Origin of the sequence: Guptibacillus spartinae (genome assembly GCF_028610625.1) — a bacterium.
Lineage (GTDB): Bacteria > Bacillota > Bacilli > Bacillales > Guptibacillaceae > Guptibacillus > Guptibacillus spartinae.
The window spans coordinates 79,412-99,185 of the sequence record NZ_JAQQWU010000004.1; the positions used below are offsets into that span (position 1 = coordinate 79,412).

The following is a 19,774-nucleotide window of genomic DNA, read 5'->3' on the forward strand; positions in this document are numbered from 1 at the left end:
GGCTTTTTCAAATTACCTGAGCGCTTTTTCATTACGCGTAAAGACGCGCTGGTAATTGTAATCGTACAGAGACAGCTCTGGAATGGAAAGGTGAGCCGTTGTTAATGAACCGGTGTACCTCTTAAGTGTTTTTAAGGCATTCATCATCATATCAGGAACTCTAAGCTCTTCTCCAATTAATTCACTAAGCGAAGCCATCGTTTCTGGCACAATTTCTGGATAGGTGAATTTTGTTGGTTCCCCGCTTACACCTCGTTTGTAAAACTCCTGAATGACAGATGCTCGTTCCGCTCCGCTTCCGTCCACGCATAAGTAGACTTGTACAGCAACGCCTCCTCGAAGCCTACGCTGCGAAATACCGGCAAATTTCTTGCCATTCACACTTAGATCATAACGACCTGGACAGTACGAACCAACAATTTCCCTATCTTCGATCGTTACGTTGTAAGGCAACAAAATTTCCTGGACGAAATCCACCATTGCCTCATACCCCGTATCAATATCAATATGCTGTTGCTTTTCAGCGAATACAAGGGAAAGGTTAAGTACGCCAGCATCGAGAACAACTGCAAGTCCGCCAGAGTTTCTAACAATCACGCGGTAGCCTAGATTTTTTAAATAGTGAACGGCTTCCTCAAAATAAGGAAGTCGCGTATCTTGTATGCCAAGGACAATCGTATTGTGATGAACCCATGAGCGCAGTATTGGTGGCGATTCGCCGCTTCCAGCGGAATTGCATAGCGTATCATCCATTGCGAACGATTGGAGAGCATCAAACGATGGACCCAGTGTTGATTGATCGATAATCCGCCATTTAGGCTGATAAAGAACTGAATCATTGTTTCCCATCTTCTTACCCCTTCTTCACGTACTAATCGTTCCTATTATAGCAGACGAAGGGAGTATTTAGACACTATCCGACAGTATTTCCCGGGTGATGACAAGATGGGTGATCCATATTACCCATTTTCACAGCTTATTTCCCTATAAAACTTTGATTTTATAAGAAAAACACGATCTTGCGAAAAAAAGGAAATTGCGAGAATTGTCTAAAATGATATAATGAGAATTACGGTAGTTTCAAGTTAGCGAGCGAGCGGGTATAGATAGAAAAGAAATGGTAATCTATGTAAGAGCTTTCATGTATGACTTAGATCATAAGAAGAATTTACATAACCTAGATAGAAGCCAGCATTGTGCGGTCCGTATTATGCACACGATGATGGTAATGATGTCGATCAGACGAAAGGGGACATGTTTATGAAGCTAACAGTTAAAATTATTGCGGGTCTTGTTCTAGGTATTCTTGTTGGTGTGATCTTTAATTTATTTGCACCAGATGCCTTTGGACCTGTCGATCAATATGTGCTTGGTCCTGTTGGGCAAATCTTTTTGAACTTAATTAAGATGCTCGTTGTACCAATCGTATTCTTCTCCATCGTTGTCGGAACAGCTGGAATAAGCGATCCGAAGAAGCTAGGACGAATGGGAGGAAAAACCGTTGCGTTTTTCCTAGTTACAACTACCATTGCCATTTCAATTGCGATGGCGCTTGCTTACTTAATTAAGCCGGGTGTAGAAGGTTCATTCTCAGGTAGCTCGGATTTTAAAGCGGAAGAAGCACCACCGGTCCTGGATACGATTATTAATATTATCCCAACCAATCCAATTCAAGCGATGGTTGAAGGAAACATGCTTCAAATTATCGCATTTGCTATTTTCGTAGGTTTTGCGCTTGCGATTCTTGGTGAACGCACGAAAGCACTACGTGATCTTTTTGAACAAGGTAACGACGTGATGATGTATCTTGTTAAAATCATTATGGAAACAGCGCCATATGGTGCTTTTGCACTGATCGCTTCTGCTGTCGGTGGTCAGGGGAAAGAAGCACTACAATCGATGGGGATGTATTTCATCGTTGTACTCGGAGCCTTGCTCATTCATTTTCTCTTCACGTATGGTAGTGCGATTTACTTCCTATGTAAAGAGAATCCAATTAAATTCTATAAAGCTTTTGCGCCAGCGATGGCAGTTGCTTTCAGTACATCTTCTAGTAGCGGTACGCTACCAGTATCGATGAAAACCGCTCAGGAAAACCTGAAAGTACCAAAGCAAATTAGTAGTTTTGTCCAACCGCTTGGAGCGACAATTAATATGGACGGAACGGCTATTATGCAGGGTGTTGCTACAATATTTATTGCTCAAATTACCGGAGTTGACTTAACCTTTACACAGCTGATAATCGTTGTGGTAACGGCAACACTCGCTAGTATTGGGACGGCAGGTGTACCAGGGGTAGGACTCATTATGCTCGCAATGGTTCTAAAGCAAGTTGGTCTACCAGTCGAACCGATTGGCCTCATTCTTGCCGTTGACCGTCTTCTCGATATGACCCGTACAGCGGTTAACATTACAGGTGACGCAGCATGTGCCATGTATATCGCAAAATCTGAAGAGAAGCGCGAAGGCAAAGAAGCTGAAACTGTTCTATAACATCTAATAAGAGAGGAACGATTCCTCTTACAAAGTTAAATGCTATGTTCAGTGTTAGTCTTTCCATTCTTTTCTTTATACCCCAACATCATGAGCCTTCTCCCATTACCGGGGGAAGGTTTTCATTTAGGATGGGGTGGTATATAATGAAGGGATGAATTTGACGGAAGGAGCCTGCCGCAAAATGCTCGAACGATTAAACGAAGAGAAAGTATTTAAAGACCCTGTTCATCGCTATATCCACGTTCGATACCGTTTAATCTGGGATCTGATTGGTACGAAAGAATTCCAGCGTTTGCGCAGAGTTCGCCAGCTCGGAACGACGTATCTCACATTTCATGGAGCGGAACATAGTCGTTTCAGTCATTCACTTGGCGTTTATGAGATTGTGAGACGTATAAATGAGATTTTTTCACAGTACGAGGGTTGGGATGAAGAAAACGAGTTACTAAGCATGTGCGCTGCACTGCTACACGATGTTGGGCATGGACCTTTTTCACACTCGTTTGAAAAAGTATTTAACTTGGATCATGAAGATTTTACTCGCATGGTCCTTCTTGGCGACACGGAAATTAATAAGGTGCTTCGAAGAGTGAGTGAGGACTTTCCACTTCAAGTTGCTGATGTGATTGCCAAAACACATAATAACAAGCTTGTGGTGAGCTTAATTTCAAGCCAGATTGACGCGGATCGGATGGACTATTTGCTACGAGATGCCTACTTTACGGGTGTTAGCTATGGTCAGTTTGATATTGAACGCATTCTACGGGTCATGCGTCCAGGAGACGATCAGATTGTCATTAAGCAAAGTGGCATGCACGCTGTGGAAGACTATATTATGAGTCGCTACCAAATGTACTGGCAAATTTATTTTCACCCTGTTACACGTAGTGCAGAAGTGATTTTAAGTAAAATTCTACATCGTGCAAAGCAATTATTTGCACAGGGATATGAATTCCAATTTTATCCAATTCATTTTTACTCTCTTTTCAAAGAAGATATTCGTCTTGAAGATTTTCTGAAGCTAGATGATTCGGTTGTGATGTTTTATTTCCAAATTTGGCAGGAGGAAAATGATCAAATCTTGAGAGATCTCTGCGAACGGTTTATGAATCGAAGGTTGTTTAAATACATTGAATTTAATCCAATGCAGCAGATGAACGCGTGGAGAGAGCTTTATGACTCGTTTCATGAAGCGGGGATTGATCCTGATTACTATCTTGTGGTTGATTCATCTTCTGATTTGCCGTATGATTTCTATCGGCCAGGAGAAGAAGAAGAACGTTTGCCGATTCATTTACTGAAACCAGGTGGAGATTTACGTGAGCTTTCGCGTGAATCGGATGTAGTGGAAGCCATTTCCGGTAAAAAAAGAACCGATCATAAATTGTATTTTCCTGCAGACTTTATTCTTGAAGGAAATACAGATGCTACTCGTCGTATTAAGTCATTGCTTCAAATCGATTAGCTGTTCAAAAAGAAAGTGAGTCCTGGCATGAAGGTTGCTTCCGCTACAGGTCTGCTCTGTGTTCAAAAAAAGAGGTGAGCGATTAACCTCACTTTTTGACCATTTTCTACTAAACTAAGAATGCTTTTTGGACAACCTGTAAAAAGTACATGGGAGGGGTGCAGGTTGCTAGAAGATCACGCGAAAGTGATAGCTGTGTTGAAAGAAGCCGGAGAGGTCATTGGACGAAAAAAATTACAAAAAATCATCTACATTTGCAAAAAACTGCAGTTTCCATTTAACGAAAAATATCAATTCCATTTTTATGGACCTTACTCAGAAGAGTTAACGCTACGAGTGGAGGAGCTTTGTAACCTCGGTCTCGTTACGGAAGTAAAGGAAAGCAAAGGTGGCTATTATCAATATAAATATACGGTAACGGAAGAAGGCAATGAGTTTTTAGGTCATTACGATTTTCAATTGCCTGAGCTTCGCCAGTGCATCAATGAAATTAATAGTCAGAGCTCACGTTTTCTTGAACTCGTTTCAACGATTCTCTTTTTTGATCGCCTGACGAAGGAAGAAGTAGTTGAGAAGGTTCGTACAATTAAACGAAAACAGAATTATTCCGACGATGAAATTGATCAAGCCTATGCTTTTATGAAAAAGCTCGGCTGTTAATGCCGTTTTGGCACAATAGATTAATAGAAAACAAAAGGTGTCCCGATTGGGGCACCTTTTGTTGTGGAAATTAACTTTTCATCGACATTTTCTTGTCGGTAGAAGTAAACTTTGTGAAATCTACTTTTTCAAAAATGAATCCAGCGATAACAATGACGATCATTATTAGAAAAGAAATAAGTAGTGTACTTAAATAAGGAAGAAGCAGTTCTGAAATCTCAGGCAATGTACCTGCCATCATCATCACGAGTGTAAAAGAACTAATGACGTGGAAGGTTATTCCCACTCCGAGCGCAATGGTCGTTTTTGTTTCAAGAAGGGTCGGGAGCCAGTACGTCGAAAGTAGAAGGTAAGCTACCAGGAGGGTGAGGATGGAAAAGAAGCCAGCCAATCCAGTATGATGATAGCCGCCTGCTGCTAGAATGATCGTATAAATGATGGAAGCAAGTAGTCCGAGAATGAAACTGATCACAATAGGAGAATAAAGGGTTTTTTTCATAATAAAACCACCTTCTTTACAAATGTTTCGAATTCATTACATAAATACCCGTTTGAACATTAGTATAATCGTTTCGTGATATCAAAATTTGGAAAAAGAAGTCGAGTAATTTATATGATTTTGTCGAATTCAAAAATGGGGTCAAAAGACTTATTACATGGGAGTGAGGACAAATGAGAGAAGTGAAAGTGGGCTTAGTTGGTTTTGGGTTTTCTGGAGAGACGTTTCATGCGCCTGTCATACAAGCGGTAGAAGGATTAACGATGGCAACAGTCGTCTCTTCGAATGCAGATAACGTGCATCGTTCCTTTCCGGGAATGAGTGTTGTTTCGTCTCTGGATGAGGTGTTATCTGAAAAGGAAATCGAGCTGGTCATCATCACTACACCGAACGCGTTGCATTATCCAATGGCCAAGCAGGCTCTTGAAGCAGGAAAGCATGTTGTTCTTGAAAAACCATTCACTGTTAGTGTAGAGGAAGGTGAACGCTTAATTGAAATTGCAAAAGAACAGAAATGTTTGCTAAGCGTGTATCATAACAGGCGCTTTGATAGTGATTTTCTCACGATCCAAAAGCTTATGGAAGAAGAGCAGTTGGGAACGATTATGACTTACGAGGCTCATTATGACCGTTATCGAGCGGAGGTGCGTGATCGCTGGCGAGAAGAGGATAAGAAAGGTTCTGGTATTCTATTTGATCTCGGTTCGCATTTAATTGACCAGGCGCTCACCCTATTTGGTAAACCGGATAGCGTCTATGCTGATATTCTTGCCCAGCGTGACGAAGGCAAAACAGATGACTACTTTCATCTTATTCTACAATATGGAAAAAAGAGAGTCATTCTTCATGGAGGATCTCTCGTGAAACAACACGGACCTCGTTATCAAATTCACGGGATGAAAGGATCGTTTTTGAAGTGGGGCATTGATCCTCAAGAGGAAGCGTTGAAAGCAGGGATAGTTCCTGGAGACAAGGGGTGGGGAGAAGAGAACGCTGAGGAATATGGTATGCTCACCAATGAAGATGGCACGCACACCATCGAGTCTTTACCAGGGTCTTATCAAACGTATTACAAAGAAGTTTATCAGGCGATCGTCACATCTAGTGCCCCACCTGTGGCAGCTGAAGAGGCGCTGGATGTGATTAAAGTGATTGAGCTAGCCTTAATGAGCAGTGATAAGAAGAAGAGGATGCAGTGGGAATAAAAAAGACTGGCTTTAAAACCAGTCTAATGAACGGGAGTCTGAAATGAACCTACAATGGAGTTTGCCCAATTAACCGCTTCAACATAGTCTTCTTGTAATCCACTAATTGAAACGCCAACTTGCTCCAATTGATGATCAACCCCTTGCCAATCGCATCGTTCGATGGATTTCACAAGTTGTAGGAGTTGCGCATGCGGGGAGGCTTTCTCTTCATTTGTTAAAGTTGCAATAAGGTGATCTTCAATAGGTAGTTCAGCTAGTATTTCCTTCATCGGTCTCTGGAGAATTGATTCAAGTAGAGAAAACATTCCGATAAAAGAAGCATCAGTAGCATTAAGTTTTACTTTTTTTGCAATCCGTTCGGATAATTTTGAGCGAATGAGCGAAAGTTGAATCACGTTCGCGCACTCATTCGTTTCTTTCGTTAACATAAGAATGAGGATCCATTTTTTAACCTCAAGTAATCCAAGCAGTACAATAGCCTGTTTAATGTTACTTTCCTTCACAGGAAGACCAATTGAGTTAATAAGCTTGAGCAATTTGTAAGAAAGCGCGAGGTAATCCTTCTGGGAAATAATACAATTTATTTTTTGGATTAAAAAAGCTCTGCCGATAGGGCAGAGCTTTACGTTAGGCATGAGGTAGAAAAGCAAGCTGATAGAAAAATAATACAGCGAAAAGGTAAAGCAGCGGATGAACGTCACGCCATTTTCCTTTTACAATTTTTAAGATCGGATACGTAATAAATCCGAGAGCAATACCTGTTGCAATACTTGCGGTGAGAGGCATCGTAAGGATGATTAAGAAAGCTGGAAATGCCTCGTCGAACTCGCTCCAATCAATTTTCCCAACGGCGCCAATCATTAAGCTACCAACGATAATTAACGTAGGAGCTGTAATGGCCGAAAGACCTGATAGAGAGCCAACAAGCGGACCAAAGAATGCTGAAATGATGAAAAGCACGGAAACGACGACAGATGTTAATCCTGTTCGTCCGCCAGCTGCAACACCGGCAGAGGATTCAAGATAAGCACTCGTAGGACTTGTCCCGAAAATCGCTCCTACTGTTGTACCGATTGAGTCAGCGAGAAGAGCCTGACGCGCACGCGGCATCTTTTTCCCTTTCATCAAACCAGCTTGTTCGGCAACGCCTACCATTGTACCGGTTGTATCAAATAATGTCACGAGTAAGAAGGAGAACACAACCGCATATAAGCCGTATTCAATCATATCTTTAAATGCTTGAAGCGGGCTGCCGAAGATAAAGAATTCTGGTGCAGATGGGGCTTGCATGAATCCCTCTTTAAATTCAAGCTGTCCTGTAAAGATCGCGATAATTGCCGTAATAATCATTCCAAAAAAGAGTGCCCCTGGAACGTTACGAGCCATAAGAATCAGTGTAATGATGAGCCCAACAAGCGCTAAGAGAACTTCTGGTGAATGAAGATTACCAAGGCCAACGAGGTTCTCTTCATCTGCAACGATGATGCCCGTCATTCGTAAGCCAATAAAGGCAATAAACAATCCAATTCCCGCTGTAATTCCTAGCTTAAGGTTGGCTGGAATCGCTTCAATAAGCTTTTCGCGGAATGGGGTTAAGGATAGAATAATAAATAATAATCCTGCAATGAAAACAGCGCCAAAGGCAACTTGATAGGATACGCCTGCGTCTCCCCCGACAACGGAAAAAGCAAAGTAAGCGTTTAGCCCCATACCAGGCGCAATCGCGATTGGATAATTAGCAAATAGTCCCATCCAAAGTGTTCCAACAACCGCCGCAATAATCGTAGCGATAAAGACAGTGTCGAACGGCACTCCTGTCGAGGAGAGGATAATTGGATTAACAATAACAATATATACCATCGTCAGGAAGGTGGTTAATCCTGCAAGAAATTCTGTTTTAACGTTGGTTCCATTTTCTTTCAAGCGGAAAAAGGAGTTTAACATGGTAAGACCTCCATTAAATACGAACGTTTTTTAAGCACAAATACTATAATATTCGTAATAAATGCGTTTGACAAGGGGTAATCTAAAATCAATTGTGAGAAATGCATGAATGGCTGGGACATGAATCTATTCAGGTAATTGTGATAAAATGATAGCGGACAATTGCGATTGAAGGAGGTACAATGGAATGGCAAATGAAGAAGAAAACAAGCCGAAAAAAAAGCCTTCAACAGGTTTTAACATTTTAAGTGGTGATTCTACAGACGGACACGGCGGTTATGGCGTAGGTACAATTAACCTCGATAACGTTTCGCCTGTGATTATCGATCCAACAACGGATGAAATTTATGTTGATGTCGGTGCGCTTCACGCACGTAGTGCGCTCGAAAAACGTAAGAAGCTCGTTAAGACGCGCGAAGAAGTTCCTGATGGTCATACCGCATGGATTGTATGGGTGACGCTTCAACGTAATGAGGAAGGGCCATACTATTACGGTATTGGTGCATGTGAATTTTTCTTAAATGCGGAAGCCAAACGCGCATGGAAAAGTATGCCGGAGCATGTGAACAATATGGATAAATCCATGAAAGGCAAGGTTGTGGTCGATCATATGGATGCAAAATCAAAAGAAATGCTGCGTAATTATTTAATGGAGTTTGATAAAGACGTCTACGAACGTTCAAGTGATGAAGTAAAAGCAGGACTTCAAGACTAACTTTCAATTGTTTTCTGACTAATTGATAAAATCTCTTGAGGTTTCCAGAAACTGAGCGTAAACTTATGGGTACGCAACACATATAGCTAGGACCCAAAACAGCCCGGGGAATTTTCCCCGGGTTGTTCTGGTTTTAGGGAATGTTCGCCAACATTTTCCTCATAAAGAAAGGGTGAATAACGTGTATCAAATGCCACGTGAAAAAAAGAAAGAGCTAATCGAGCGCATTCAGTCGTTCTTCTATGAAGAGAGAAACGAAGAAATCGGTGAATTAGCAGCTGAAAATGTCTTGCATTTCGTCATGTCCGAGATTGGCCCAACCTTTTACAATACAGGGATATCAGATGCGATTGGGATGACGGAACAAAAGTGGATAAGCATTGAACAGGATCTCGAAGCGCTAAAGAAGCCGGATCCAGAAGTGAAGCGGTAAAGACGGGTGTTTCACCCGTCTTTTATCTCATCCAGTGGAAGAACCGATCGAAGAACCCTTTTTTCTCTTTTGCTTGTTCTGAAGAAGGCGTGCCAGGATGGTCTTCACAAAGGTGAGACGGTTCAGTTCCTTCTATATAATACGTTAAACGCTTGACTGGGCAATTTTCAGTAGCGATCAGTCCTGTTTGAGGATCCACTTCTATCCCTACCACGTTTTCTGGCTTCTTAAAATCAGTCGCTTTCTCTTTAGCTAGCGCCTCTTCGATAAAGTTTGCCCAGATCTTCTTCGTATAAGCCCCATCGTTTCGATGATTCAGCTTCTCTCCTTTATCATAGCCAACCCAAACCGCCGCGGTAAGCTGTGGGGTAAAACCAACCATCCAGCTATCCGTTGACGTTGAGCCTGTTTTTGCAGCAGCAGGGCGTGTGAGCAGGTGGTCAACCCCGGACCCCGTAACGCGCGTGTAGCCATTGAGTGATTCATCAAAAACGCCCGTCATCATGCTTGTTGTGACGAATGCGGCGTCAGGGTCTAAAACAAGCTCAGATTGCGAGGCGTGCTCATAAATCACTTTGCCGTCGCGATCCGTAACTTTCTCGATGTAATAAGGAGAAACGCTATAGCCCCCATTGGCTAGCATGCTATAAGCTCCTGTCATTTCCATCATCCCGACAGGCTTTGTTCCGAGGGCTAGTGACGGGATGGCCGATAATTTACTTTTGATTCCAAAAGATTTTGCGGTATTGACGAGCGTTTTTTCTTCTAAAAACATATGCGTTTTCACTGCCACGACGTTATCCGAGAGCGCTAAAGCTTGCGCGAGCGTAATTTCGTCATTCGCATACACGTCTCCAAAATTGTGCGGAGAGTAGGTTTTCTGTTCGTTATCATAATAGAAGGTGGTAGGCTCACTGCGAACGAGCGTTGATGGAGTGAAGCCATTTTTTATAGCTGCATAATATAACAGCGGTTTAAACGTCGATCCCGGCGTACGCTTCGCCATTGTTGCACGGTTAAATTTACTTTCTGAATAATCTCGCCCTCCAATCATCACCTTCACAGCACCTGATGTGGGCTCCATCGCCACGAGCGCTGCTTGAATATCGCTTTTTGGATCAATGGTCGAGTCAACCCACTTTTCTGCTGCCTTTTGCATGGTGGCGTCAAGTGTTGTATAGACGTGAAGGCCACCCTGCTCGATCACACGCTCATCAAGTGAAAGAACGGATTTTAATTCTTTTTTCACTTCTTCAGCAAAATAGGGCGCGATTTCAGACTTCGCTTCTTCTGTAAATGTTTGAAGAGCCATTTTTTCAGCTTTAGCTTGTACCGCTTCCGCCTCAGTGAGCGCCTCATTCGCTACCATCGCTTGAAGTACAGTGCTCTGGCGTTCCTCTGCCCGCTCAGCATCAGCATAAGGAGAATAATAGCCGGGTCCTTTTGGAATACCGGCAAGCATTGCTGCTTCAGCGAGTGAAAGATCCTCCGCTTTTTTGCCAAAGTACGTTCTTGCGGCAGACTCAATGCCATAAGAACCGTGTCCATAGTAAATCGTGTTCAAGTACCCCTCAAGAATCTCTTCTTTTGAATAATGAACCTCAAGTCGATAGGCATAAAAAGCTTCAGCGATTTTTCGTTTCCACGTTTTATCATGTTCTAAAAAGAGATTTCGTGCATATTGCTGTGTAATGGTACTTGCTCCCTGAACTTTAGACATGGCTTTAATGTCAGCCAGAACCGCTCCACCTATCCGTTTAAAATCAAAGCCCATATGGTCATAAAAATGTCTGTCTTCAATGGCAATGGTGGCATCAATCACGTAAGGAGAAATATGTTCAAGATCAACCCAATAGCGGTTCTGGCCTTCCTGGTTAGACTCACTAATCACTTGTTCATCATTGTCATAGTAAATCGTAGTTTGTGGTACTTGAAGCTCAGGGGGCCCCATGAACACCGTTACCACATAAAGAAGCCCCATAGAAAAACCGATTAGCACTATGCCGATCATCATTAGTTTACTTAGAAGCTTTGTCCACCGCTTCCAATAATGGAATCGCTCATCATTGAGCCATTTCATGTGGTTCACCCCCCACATCGTATTAAATCTAGTATGTGACAATCTAGAAACTCTTAAACACGTTTCCCGGTGAAATCCTCTATTTTCTATAAAACAATGAGGGAAGCAATCAGTATGAAAAATAGTTGTCCAGTTTTTGAATAGGATGAATGATAAACATTTTTACGGAGAGCGGGGAGAGAAACGTATGGAAATCATGATTGCAATCATTCTTGGAATTGTAGAAGGGTTAACGGAATTTTTACCAGTTTCTTCAACAGGGCATTTGATTTTAACTGGGTACTGGCTCGATTTTACTGGTGAAAGAGCCAAAACGTTTGAGATTGTGATTCAACTTGGATCCATTCTTGCCGTTGTGGTCATGTATCGAAAACGATTCGTGGCGTTAGTCTCGCCGAATAAAGCGAGTGGATTAACACTTAGTCATCTCATTTTAGGGATGATTCCGGCAGTTATAGCGGGTTTTCTTTTACATGGATTTATTAAAAGCTATCTTTTCTCACCTTATACAGTTGTCGTTGGGCTAGTTGTAGGCGGGGTTCTGATGATTCTTGCTGATTTTAAAAAACGAACGCCTGTTACGTCAACTTTAGATGAGTTAACGCTCAAGCAGGCATTCTCCATCGGTCTTTTTCAATGCCTGGCACTTTGGCCGGGGTTCTCACGGTCAGGTGCCACGATTTCAGGTGGCGTTCTACTCGGAACAAATCACAAAACAGCGGCTGAGTTTTCGTTTATTTTAGCGGTTCCGATGATGGTGGCAGCGAGTGGGTATGATTTATTAAAAAGCTATCAATTTTTATCTTTAGCAGATCTACCTGTATTCGCAACTGGCTTTTTAGCAGCCTTTTTCGTCGCGCTTTTTGCTATTGTAACATTTATTAAATTCATTGAACGTGTTCGGCTCATCCCATTTGCAATCTACCGTTTCATGCTCGCTCTCTTTGTGTGGATGGTCTTATTCTAAAGAAAGAGATGTCGGCGTGGAAAGAATGGAAAGAAACAAGAACTGAAAGTAGAAATTTCTCTTGCTTTTTACACAGAGTCGACTATACTTTTCTTGTACTTTAAGAATAGGTAACCTGATGCTTAGATACATTTTTTTGCTACATACTAATGGTGTTTGGACCTTTGTGGTTCGGGAACGGATGTAGTGTAGCAATTCGATATAGAGGAGTGGTACAAATGGAATTATGGTATACAGAAAAACAAACAGAACGCTTCGGCATTACGGCGAAAATTAAGCAGACGTTGCATACGGAGCAAACGGACTTTCAACGTCTTGATATGATTGAAACAGAAGAATTCGGTAACATGCTCGTTCTTGATGGAATGGTCATGACAACGGAAAAAGACGAGTTCGTCTATCATGAAATGGTCGCACACGTGCCTCTTTTCACTCACCCTAATCCAAAACACGTATTAGTCGTGGGAGGAGGAGATGGCGGTGTGATTCGTGAAGTGTTGAAGCACCCATCTGTTGAAAAAGCAACGCTCGTTGAAATTGACGGCAAAGTCATTGAGTATTCGAAAAAGTACTTACCTTCGATTGCAGGCGCACTTGATAACGAGCGCGTTGAAGTACTTGTTGATGACGGCTTTATGCATATCGCGAAAAGCGAAGGAGAATACGATGTGATCATGGTCGATTCGACTGAACCTGTTGGACCAGCTGCAAAGCTATTTGAACGCGGCTTCTACGAAGGCATTTCAAAGGCGCTTAAAGAAGACGGTATTTTCGTTGCGCAAACCGACAACCCTTGGTTTAAAGCGGACTTGATTACACAAGTATCTAAAGATGTTAGAGAAATCTTTCCAATTACACGTGTTTATACGGCAAACATTCCGACGTATCCAAGCGGTCTTTGGACATTTACAATTGGTTCGAAAAAGAACGATCCGCTTGAAGTTCCTGAAAGTCGCTTCCATGAGATTGACACAAAATACTATACAAAAGAACTTCACACTGCTTGCTTCGCACTTCCTAAGTTCGTCCAGGATCTCGTCAAATGAGCATGAAGTTTGATGAAGCTTATTCAGGTAATGTGTTTATTCTAAGTAACCCCTCTTTTGATGACAGTAATGTTGTGATTTATGGTATGCCAATGGACTGGACCGTGAGCTTCCGTCCAGGTTCTCGCTTTGGTCCTGGCCGCATTCGTGAGGCATCGCTCGGTTTGGAAGAATACAGCCCTTATGCGGATCGTCATCTAGAAGAAATTCGTTATTTTGATGCAGGGGATATTCCGCTTCCATTTGGAAATCCACAGCGCAGCATCGATATGATTGAAGAATACATCGATTCGTTACTTGAAGCTGGGAAATTTCCACTTGGTATGGGTGGCGAGCATCTTGTGACGTGGCCGATCCTTAAGGCGTTTCATAAGAAGTATGATGATCTCGCATTGATTCACATCGACGCGCACGCTGATTTACGTGAAGAGTATGAAGGCGAACCGCTTTCTCATTCCACACCCGTTCGTAAGATTTGTGGGTTGATTGGTGCGGAAAACGTTTACTCCTTTGGCATTCGCTCCGGTATGCGGGAAGAGTTTCAGTTTGCGAAGGAATCTGGCATGACGATGCATAAATTCGATGTAGCTGAACCTTTGAAAAAAGTTCTGCCAACTCTAAAAGGCCGCAATGTGTACGTGACGATTGATATTGATGTGCTTGATCCAGCGCATGCCCCTGGGACAGGGACGGCCGAAGCTGGAGGTATCACCTCAAAAGAGTTACTTGAGGCGATTGCAGCGATTGCAGGTTCTGACATCAACGTTGTTGGGGCTGATCTCGTTGAAGTAGCCCCAGCCTATGACCCATCCGAACAAACGCCAATTGCCGCAAGTAAATTCATTCGTGAAATGCTGCTAGGCTGGACACATAAGAAATAAAGCAGAGAGGCTGTATTCCTATTGAATACAGTCTTTTTATATTGGAAAGAATGGAATAACTTTTCATAGGGATTCTTCTTAAGCTGGTCGGGGGTGGACAAGCCGCCTCCGCTTTTCTTGATCCAGCTACGGCGGCTACCCCCTCGAGGTCTTAAGTCTCCCCTCATTGTGACAAAAAGCGTCACATTGAGAGAAGCCTTAAGCTGGTCGGGGGTGGACAAGCCACCTTCGCTTTTCTTATAATAAGTAAGTTAATGATTTAGTGAGGACGTGAAGTGATGAGTGATCATCCGATTGAAATAACGATTGATTCCCGGATTCAGTCTGGGAAAGAGAAAGAGTCTACAAATTATTCCGTTCAGGGAAATCTTGTTGAAAAAGGCAATGCGCTTTATTTGCGTTATGAGGAAAGCCTTGAGATTGGGAAGGTTTCGACAACGGTGAAAATAGATCAAGAACAAGTGACTGTGATTCGAAGAGGGGCCCTTTCCATGCGACAGCAGTTTGCGCCGGGACAGGTGTCTGAGTCTCTTTATAAAACGCCGTTCGGAGCAATGCCGATGCAAATCCGAACAGAACGTATTGAGCAGCTAGTGGATAGAGAGAAGCATAAAGGTCGTTTAACGCTTCGCTATTTGCTTTACCTAGAAGAAGATGAAACGCAGCGACATGAGCTGTCGCTAAGCTGGAAGGGAGCAAGTCAATGAATAGTGTGGAACAAAAGAAAGAGCAGTTAAAAGAAGAAATCAAACAGGCCGTCCTAAAGGCGAACCTTGCATCCGAAAGTGAGATGCCAGAAGTGATTTTGGAATCACCAAAAGACAAGGCTCATGGTGACTATGCCACAAACATGGCGATGCAACTTGCACGCATTGCAAAGAAAGCACCACGTGCGATTGCAGAAGATCTAAAAGCCAACCTTGATATGACAAAAGCAGGAATCAAGCAGATTGATATTGCAGGTCCAGGATTTATTAACTTTTTCATGGATACGGCGTATTTAACGGAATTGATTCCTACGATTCTTGATAAAGGGAACAGCTACGGTCGTTCAGCGGACAAGAATGAAAAAATTCAGGTTGAGTTCGTTTCAGCTAACCCAACTGGAAGTCTCCACCTTGGTCACGCACGAGGAGCCGCAGTAGGGGATACGCTTTGTAACGTACTCGATCGTGCCGGATATGACGTGTCACGAGAATATTACATTAACGATGCCGGTAACCAAATTCATAACCTAACGGTGTCTCTTGAAGCACGCTACATGCAGGCGCTAGGTAAAGAAAAAGACATGCCGGAAGATGGCTATCAAGGACAGGATATTGTACAGTTCGGAAAAGATCTTGTTGAAAAAGAAGGCGACCGTCTCCTTCAACTTGAAGAGAAAGAGCGCTATGCTTATTTCCGCGAATATGGACTTGAGCGGGAGCTGGAAAAGCTGAAGAAAGATTTGAAGGAATTTGGCGTTGAATTTGATGTCTGGTTCTCTGAAACATCTCTTTATCAATCCAACAAGATCGATAACGTCCTTGCGAAGTTGAAAGAGCGCGGTGAAACGTTTGAACAGGATGGCGCGACATGGTTCCGCTCAACTACTTACGGCGATGATAAAGACCGTGTGTTGATTAAAGGCGATGGCTCTTATACGTATTTAACGCCGGATATCGCCTATCACCAAGATAAGCTATCTCGCGGTTTTGATAAGCTGATCAACATCTGGGGAGCAGACCACCACGGGTACATTCCAAGAATGAAAGCAGCGATCGAAGCGCTTGGTTATAAACGTGAGCAGCTTGAAGTGGAAATCATTCAAATGGTTAACCTCTTTAAAGACGGCGAGAAAATGAAGATGAGTAAGCGAACGGGTAAAGCTGTCACCCTTCGTGAACTAATGGATGAAGTAGGTATCGATGCAATGCGCTATTTCTTCTCCATGAGAAGTTCAGATTCCCATCTTGATTTTGATATGGATCTTGCTGTTTCTCGTTCGAACGAAAACCCTGTGTATTATGTGCAGTATGCGCACGCTCGCGTATGCAGCATTCTTCGTCAGGGAGAAGAAATGGGCTTAACAGAAGATGCGGACCTATCTCTTATTACATCTGAGAAAGAAATGGACCTTCTGAAGAAACTCGGAGAACTTCCTGAAGCGATCGCAGAAGCAGCGGAGAAGCGCATGACGCACCGCATCACAAACTATGCATTTGAGCTTGCTCAGACGCTTCACAGCTTTTACAATGCAGAGCGCGTGCTTGATCCAGAAGATCTTGCGAAAAGTGCAGCTCGGTTTAAGCTCATGAAAGCCGTTCGCCAAACGATTCAAAACACGCTTGAGATTATCGGCGTCACAGCTCCAGAAAAAATGTAGTGGACCAAGTCCTATCGCTTACTGCGATGGGGCTTTTTTAGTGTCTATGTCTATTTTTTATAATGATTCCTTCATTCGGTCATACTTTAAAGAAGAGGTGATGGGATGAAGACGGTATTCATTGCAACTTTAACAGGGTTTTTAGTTGGCCTTATTTTTGCTTTCTTAAAACTTCCGATCCCGGCTCCACCTGCTTTTGCTGGTATTGCCGGTATTATTGGCATTTATCTTGGGTTTAAAGCGTACGAATGGGTGATTGGTTTTTTTTCATTGGGTTAGGTTCAAAAGAATTTTCGATTCCTCTGACTTAAACCATCTGATGGAGGCGTTCAGTATCAAGAAAAAGTAGCAGGACTTATTTTGTGTGGCGGCTTTTCTGAGGTAAGCGAACCATTTTTGCAAGCGGAATTCAGAGCGGGGAAAGCACTTGTTCATAACATGAAATTACTCTGGTGGATCCTCGGCAAAAGGCCATGCGAGAAGTGAAGCTGAATTTAAGTTGGACCGTACATCGTTAGCACAAAGCAACGCCCTTTATGAAACAGGGCGTTGCTTTGTATGTATAGACAAACTAAGTACGCTCCAAATTTCGCTTCTACACGTAACAGAGGAGCGCGCCTTTTATTTTCATCGCTATCAAAAAATGTATCGAAAATATGTACCGCACAGCAAGCTCGTGCGCGTCTCAAATACGTCCCGCGAATTGCCGACAAAATCATGGAGAGAGCTTAATCAGATTATTCATCCCTTTGCTACTTCCATTGAATCGAGCCACCATTAAGTCGCTTGACACCGCGGACAGTTGAAAGATCTTCGATAAGCTGAAGTGCTGCGAGGTCTTTTTTCTTTGCTTCAATCATGATGTCCGCATCTTCCCCGTGTTCCTTCAACATGTTGAGAAATGGAATCGCAAATTCGCTGTCCACATAGTCCGCATGGCTGCGATAAGCACTAGTGGATTTAGGTGATGAGAGATGGAATTTAGGTCGAATGTTATGGGATTCCCATGTTTTATAAACTCGCTCAAAAAAGCGATCCGAAAGACCGTCGCCTGGATTGGCCATATGATGGTGGTAATCAAAAATGAACGGTACACCAGTTTGTTCACAAGCTTCTAGCGTTTCTTCCGCCGTATAAGTTTTATCGTCATTTTCAAGCGTCACATGAGAGCGAAGATTTTTCGGAATCTTATCAAAGTTTTTGTAAAATCGTTTCAGCGTTTCCGTCTTATCGCCATATGCTCCGCCAATATGAATGTTCACAATGGAGCGAGTATCAAGCCCCATTGCTTCTAACATGGCGACATGATAATGCAAATCACCAATTGCGTTTTCGGTTACATGAGGTTTCGGGCTTGTAAAAAGCGTAAATTGGTTTGGGTGAAAACTAACACGTAGACTGTGCATCTTAACAAGGTCACCAATTTCTTGAAATAGCTGTTGAAAAGGCGTGATATAATCCCATGTTGCTTCAGGGTGCGTCGCAAGTGGCACAATGGAAGACGACATGCGGTAGAGATCAATTTCGTGCGCTATATTGTAGTGAAGAGCTCGAAGCGTACTTTTTAAATTCGTTTCTGTAATCGTGTGCAGTTTGGTTTCTCGCTCTTCTTTTGTTAACTTTGACCATGTCGCAAACGTCATCGTTCGCGCTGGCGAAGCTTCATACAAGGCAAGCGCGTTCGAAACATAACCGAATCGAATTTGCATAGGGACAGCTCCTTTCAAAAAGATCTGAACATGTAACTTACCCGTTTGTTTCCCGTTAAAACAGAATAAAGCACATTGTCATTTAGAGAAAAGGACTAAGGAGCCGTGCGACAGGAGAAAGGACACGACTTCCAATCGACCTGTCTTGCAATCGGTTTAAATCTAGGCGTTCAGATTGAAGGAGATCTTTTTGAATCACTTCTTTCACTTCATTTACAAAATCAGTAGAATGGAAGAGACAGTTAATTTCACCATTAATATGAAAACTGCGCTGATCAAAATTTGCTGTGCCTACATCACAAAATGTATCATCAATAACAATCACTTTTGCATGGTAAAACCCGTTCATATATTGATAAACCTCGCAACCAGCCTGAATAAGCTCAACAAGATAAGGGTAAGAGGCTTCTTTAACAAGAGGATGATCTGCTCGCATTGGTAAAAGAATTTGTACAGATACTCCGCACTTTAACGCTCGCAATAGACTCGTTTGGACCGTTTGTCCTGGAATATAATAAGGCGTCCCAATTTTAATTGTTGTTGTGGCCTTATCGATGTAAGAAGCAAATGCTTCCTCGATAGCACTTCCATTTGTAATATGAAAGGTGATGGATTTCGTCCCTTTTTGCAGATCAGGTGAAGCAGCTTCGATTGGGAATGAATTGTTGTCCTTCCAGTCGAGTATAAATTGATCTTGAAGACCTTTCACTGCCTCTCCTGTTAAACGGAGATGATAGTCCCGCCAATAACCGAACTTAGGATCTTTGCTTGCATATTCGTTGCCCACATTAAAGCCACCTACATAGCCAATCTTTCCATCAATTACGGTTATCTTACGATGATTGCGTTCATTTAAAGAAGTAAAAAGAAGAGGAATAGATATTTTTCTAGAATAGGAAAAATGGATGCCGCATGAGCGCATTTTTTTGATTGTCGATTTCTTTAATCCGTGACTACCTCCGTAGTCAACAAGCAGATAAATGAGCACCCCGGCATCGGCTTTTTTACAAAGATGCTCAACAACCTTTTGACCTGTTTCATCATCCCGAAAGATGTAAAACATCATCTGAATTTCTCGGCTAGCCCTGTCGATATCATGAAGGAGCATTCGAAAAAAATCATCTCCGTCTGCAATGAAAGTGGTATCACCAGTCGTTTCGACCCATAATGAAGAAGTCTGCTTTCGTTTTTTACTTCCTATGTGCAGATCAATCACAATCCATATGACCAAAACAAGAAGAACGATAAAAAAGGACCTCATACGTTTCACCCCTTTCCATGAACGGTATAGCCATAGTTTGTCCTA

The 19,774-nt window shown here is 42.6% G+C and carries 19 protein-coding genes; 12 read left to right on the forward strand and 7 right to left on the reverse strand.

Translation table 11 applies throughout. The features are described 5' to 3' along the window. Nucleotides 1–12 precede the first annotated feature (12 nt). Nucleotides 13–849 (reverse strand): octanoyl-[GcvH]:protein N-octanoyltransferase, encoded by an 837-nt coding sequence (lipL, locus tag PQ511_RS09420; protein WP_273851647.1) that lies wholly within the window; start codon nt 847–849, stop codon nt 13–15. A gap of 411 nt (nt 850–1,260) precedes the next feature. On the opposite strand from lipL, the gene PQ511_RS09425 reads away from it, so the two are divergent. From PQ511_RS09425 to PQ511_RS09435, 3 genes are all read left to right on the forward strand, one after another. Continuing rightward, entirely contained in the window at nt 1,261–2,493 is a 1,233-nt protein-coding gene (locus PQ511_RS09425) for a dicarboxylate/amino acid:cation symporter (RefSeq protein WP_273851648.1), read from the forward strand. Between the two features lie 154 nt (nt 2,494–2,647). Next, nucleotides 2,648–3,961: an HD domain-containing protein gene (locus PQ511_RS09430; RefSeq protein WP_420541677.1), complete on the forward strand. Its 1,314-nt coding sequence runs from the start codon at nt 2,648–2,650 to the stop codon at nt 3,959–3,961. A 165-nt stretch (nt 3,962–4,126) separates the two neighbouring features. Then, the gene (locus tag PQ511_RS09435) at nt 4,127–4,621 is read left to right on the forward strand and encodes a YwgA family protein (protein ID WP_273851650.1); all 495 of its coding nucleotides are present in this window, start codon (nt 4,127–4,129) and stop codon (nt 4,619–4,621) included. A gap of 70 nt (nt 4,622–4,691) precedes the next feature. Here the strand turns inward: PQ511_RS09435 and PQ511_RS09440 are convergent, their stop codons facing one another. Next, the gene (locus PQ511_RS09440; protein WP_273851651.1) at nt 4,692–5,120 is read right to left on the reverse strand and encodes a hypothetical protein; all 429 of its coding nucleotides are present in this window, start codon (nt 5,118–5,120) and stop codon (nt 4,692–4,694) included. Between the two features lie 173 nt (nt 5,121–5,293). Here PQ511_RS09440 and PQ511_RS09445 point away from each other — a divergent pair, with 173 nt between their 5' ends. After that, the gene (locus PQ511_RS09445; protein WP_273851652.1) at nt 5,294–6,325 is read left to right on the forward strand and encodes an oxidoreductase; all 1,032 of its coding nucleotides are present in this window, start codon (nt 5,294–5,296) and stop codon (nt 6,323–6,325) included. 23 nt (nt 6,326–6,348) lie between these two features. Here PQ511_RS09445 and PQ511_RS09450 read toward each other — a convergent pair whose 3' ends face one another. Then, nucleotides 6,349–6,963, reverse strand: coding sequence for an HDOD domain-containing protein (locus PQ511_RS09450; protein WP_337957752.1), 615 nt, complete (start codon nt 6,961–6,963; stop codon nt 6,349–6,351). Further along, complete coding sequence (locus PQ511_RS09455) at nt 6,956–8,272, reverse strand: NCS2 family permease (RefSeq protein WP_273851654.1); 1,317 nt, start codon at nt 8,270–8,272, stop codon at nt 6,956–6,958. The genes PQ511_RS09450 and PQ511_RS09455 overlap by 8 nt, the downstream gene beginning before the upstream one ends. A 187-nt stretch (nt 8,273–8,459) precedes the next feature. On the opposite strand from PQ511_RS09455, the gene PQ511_RS09460 reads away from it, so the two are divergent. Next, nucleotides 8,460–8,987 (forward strand): YwhD family protein, encoded by a 528-nt coding sequence (locus PQ511_RS09460; protein ID WP_273851655.1) that lies wholly within the window; start codon nt 8,460–8,462, stop codon nt 8,985–8,987. A 190-nt stretch (nt 8,988–9,177) separates the two neighbouring features. Next, nucleotides 9,178–9,420: a DUF2164 domain-containing protein gene (locus PQ511_RS09465; RefSeq protein WP_273851815.1), complete on the forward strand. Its 243-nt coding sequence runs from the start codon at nt 9,178–9,180 to the stop codon at nt 9,418–9,420. Between the two features lie 22 nt (nt 9,421–9,442). On the opposite strand, the gene PQ511_RS09470 is transcribed toward PQ511_RS09465, so the two are convergent. Next, nucleotides 9,443–11,500: a transglycosylase domain-containing protein gene (locus PQ511_RS09470; RefSeq protein WP_273851656.1), complete on the reverse strand. Its 2,058-nt coding sequence runs from the start codon at nt 11,498–11,500 to the stop codon at nt 9,443–9,445. Nucleotides 11,501–11,687: 187 nt separating this feature from the next. Here PQ511_RS09470 and bacA point away from each other — a divergent pair, with 187 nt between their 5' ends. From bacA to PQ511_RS09500, 6 genes are all read left to right on the forward strand, one after another. Then, nucleotides 11,688–12,467 carry an undecaprenyl-diphosphate phosphatase gene (gene bacA, locus PQ511_RS09475; protein WP_273851657.1) on the forward strand — a complete coding sequence of 260 codons (780 nt, stop codon included), beginning with the start codon at nt 11,688–11,690 and terminating at the stop codon, nt 12,465–12,467. A 218-nt stretch (nt 12,468–12,685) separates the two neighbouring features. Next, nucleotides 12,686–13,513, forward strand: a complete 828-nt coding sequence (gene speE / locus PQ511_RS09480; protein ID WP_224590904.1) for a polyamine aminopropyltransferase — start codon at nt 12,686–12,688, stop codon at nt 13,511–13,513. 2 nt (nt 13,514–13,515) lie between these two features. Then, nucleotides 13,516–14,394 carry an agmatinase gene (gene speB / locus PQ511_RS09485; RefSeq protein ID WP_273851816.1) on the forward strand — a complete coding sequence of 293 codons (879 nt, stop codon included), beginning with the start codon at nt 13,516–13,518 and terminating at the stop codon, nt 14,392–14,394. A 278-nt stretch (nt 14,395–14,672) separates the two neighbouring features. After that, complete coding sequence (locus PQ511_RS09490) at nt 14,673–15,101, forward strand: YwiB family protein (protein WP_273851658.1); 429 nt, start codon at nt 14,673–14,675, stop codon at nt 15,099–15,101. Further along, nucleotides 15,098–16,759 carry an arginine--tRNA ligase gene (gene argS, locus PQ511_RS09495; protein WP_273851659.1) on the forward strand — a complete coding sequence of 554 codons (1,662 nt, stop codon included), beginning with the start codon at nt 15,098–15,100 and terminating at the stop codon, nt 16,757–16,759. The genes PQ511_RS09490 and argS overlap by 4 nt, the downstream gene beginning before the upstream one ends. A 105-nt stretch (nt 16,760–16,864) precedes the next feature. Continuing rightward, complete coding sequence (locus PQ511_RS09500) at nt 16,865–17,038, forward strand: XapX domain-containing protein (protein WP_273851660.1); 174 nt, start codon at nt 16,865–16,867, stop codon at nt 17,036–17,038. Between the two features lie 473 nt (nt 17,039–17,511). On the opposite strand, the gene uvsE is transcribed toward PQ511_RS09500, so the two are convergent. Together uvsE and cls are read right to left on the reverse strand one after the other, a co-directional pair. After that, a complete protein-coding gene (gene uvsE / locus PQ511_RS09505; RefSeq protein ID WP_273851661.1) occupies nt 17,512–18,468 on the reverse strand; it encodes a UV DNA damage repair endonuclease UvsE in 957 nt (318 codons plus the stop codon). A gap of 82 nt (nt 18,469–18,550) precedes the next feature. Further along, on the reverse strand, nt 18,551–19,729 hold the full coding sequence (gene cls / locus PQ511_RS09510; protein ID WP_273851662.1) for a cardiolipin synthase: 1,179 nt from the start codon (nt 19,727–19,729) through the stop codon (nt 18,551–18,553). Between the last annotated feature and the right edge of the window lie 45 nt (nt 19,730–19,774).

Bases quoted from the DNA above. Each gene is read 5' to 3' on its own strand.
- PQ511_RS09440 (WP_273851651.1), bottom strand. From the start codon at position 5,120: ATGAAAAAAACCCTTTATTCTCCTATTGTGATCAGTTTCATTCTCGGA.
- PQ511_RS09430 (WP_420541677.1), top strand. From the start codon at position 2,648: ATGAATTTGACGGAAGGAGCCTGCCGCAAAATGCTCGAACGATTAAAC.
- bacA (WP_273851657.1), top strand. From the start codon at position 11,688: ATGGAAATCATGATTGCAATCATTCTTGGAATTGTAGAAGGGTTAACG.
- PQ511_RS09465 (WP_273851815.1), top strand. From the start codon at position 9,178: ATGCCACGTGAAAAAAAGAAAGAGCTAATCGAGCGCATTCAGTCGTTC.
- PQ511_RS09500 (WP_273851660.1), top strand. From the start codon at position 16,865: ATGAAGACGGTATTCATTGCAACTTTAACAGGGTTTTTAGTTGGCCTT.
- speE (WP_224590904.1), top strand. From the start codon at position 12,686: ATGGAATTATGGTATACAGAAAAACAAACAGAACGCTTCGGCATTACG.
- lipL (WP_273851647.1), bottom strand. From the start codon at position 849: ATGGGAAACAATGATTCAGTTCTTTATCAGCCTAAATGGCGGATTATC.
- uvsE (WP_273851661.1), bottom strand. From the start codon at position 18,468: ATGCAAATTCGATTCGGTTATGTTTCGAACGCGCTTGCCTTGTATGAA.
- PQ511_RS09470 (WP_273851656.1), bottom strand. From the start codon at position 11,500: ATGAAATGGCTCAATGATGAGCGATTCCATTATTGGAAGCGGTGGACA.
- PQ511_RS09460 (WP_273851655.1), top strand. From the start codon at position 8,460: ATGGCAAATGAAGAAGAAAACAAGCCGAAAAAAAAGCCTTCAACAGGT.
- PQ511_RS09445 (WP_273851652.1), top strand. From the start codon at position 5,294: ATGAGAGAAGTGAAAGTGGGCTTAGTTGGTTTTGGGTTTTCTGGAGAG.
- PQ511_RS09425 (WP_273851648.1), top strand. From the start codon at position 1,261: ATGAAGCTAACAGTTAAAATTATTGCGGGTCTTGTTCTAGGTATTCTT.
- speB (WP_273851816.1), top strand. From the start codon at position 13,516: ATGAAGTTTGATGAAGCTTATTCAGGTAATGTGTTTATTCTAAGTAAC.
- argS (WP_273851659.1), top strand. From the start codon at position 15,098: ATGAATAGTGTGGAACAAAAGAAAGAGCAGTTAAAAGAAGAAATCAAA.
- PQ511_RS09455 (WP_273851654.1), bottom strand. From the start codon at position 8,272: ATGTTAAACTCCTTTTTCCGCTTGAAAGAAAATGGAACCAACGTTAAA.
- cls (WP_273851662.1), bottom strand. From the start codon at position 19,729: ATGAGGTCCTTTTTTATCGTTCTTCTTGTTTTGGTCATATGGATTGTG.
- PQ511_RS09490 (WP_273851658.1), top strand. From the start codon at position 14,673: ATGAGTGATCATCCGATTGAAATAACGATTGATTCCCGGATTCAGTCT.
- PQ511_RS09450 (WP_337957752.1), bottom strand. From the start codon at position 6,963: ATGCCTAACGTAAAGCTCTGCCCTATCGGCAGAGCTTTTTTAATCCAA.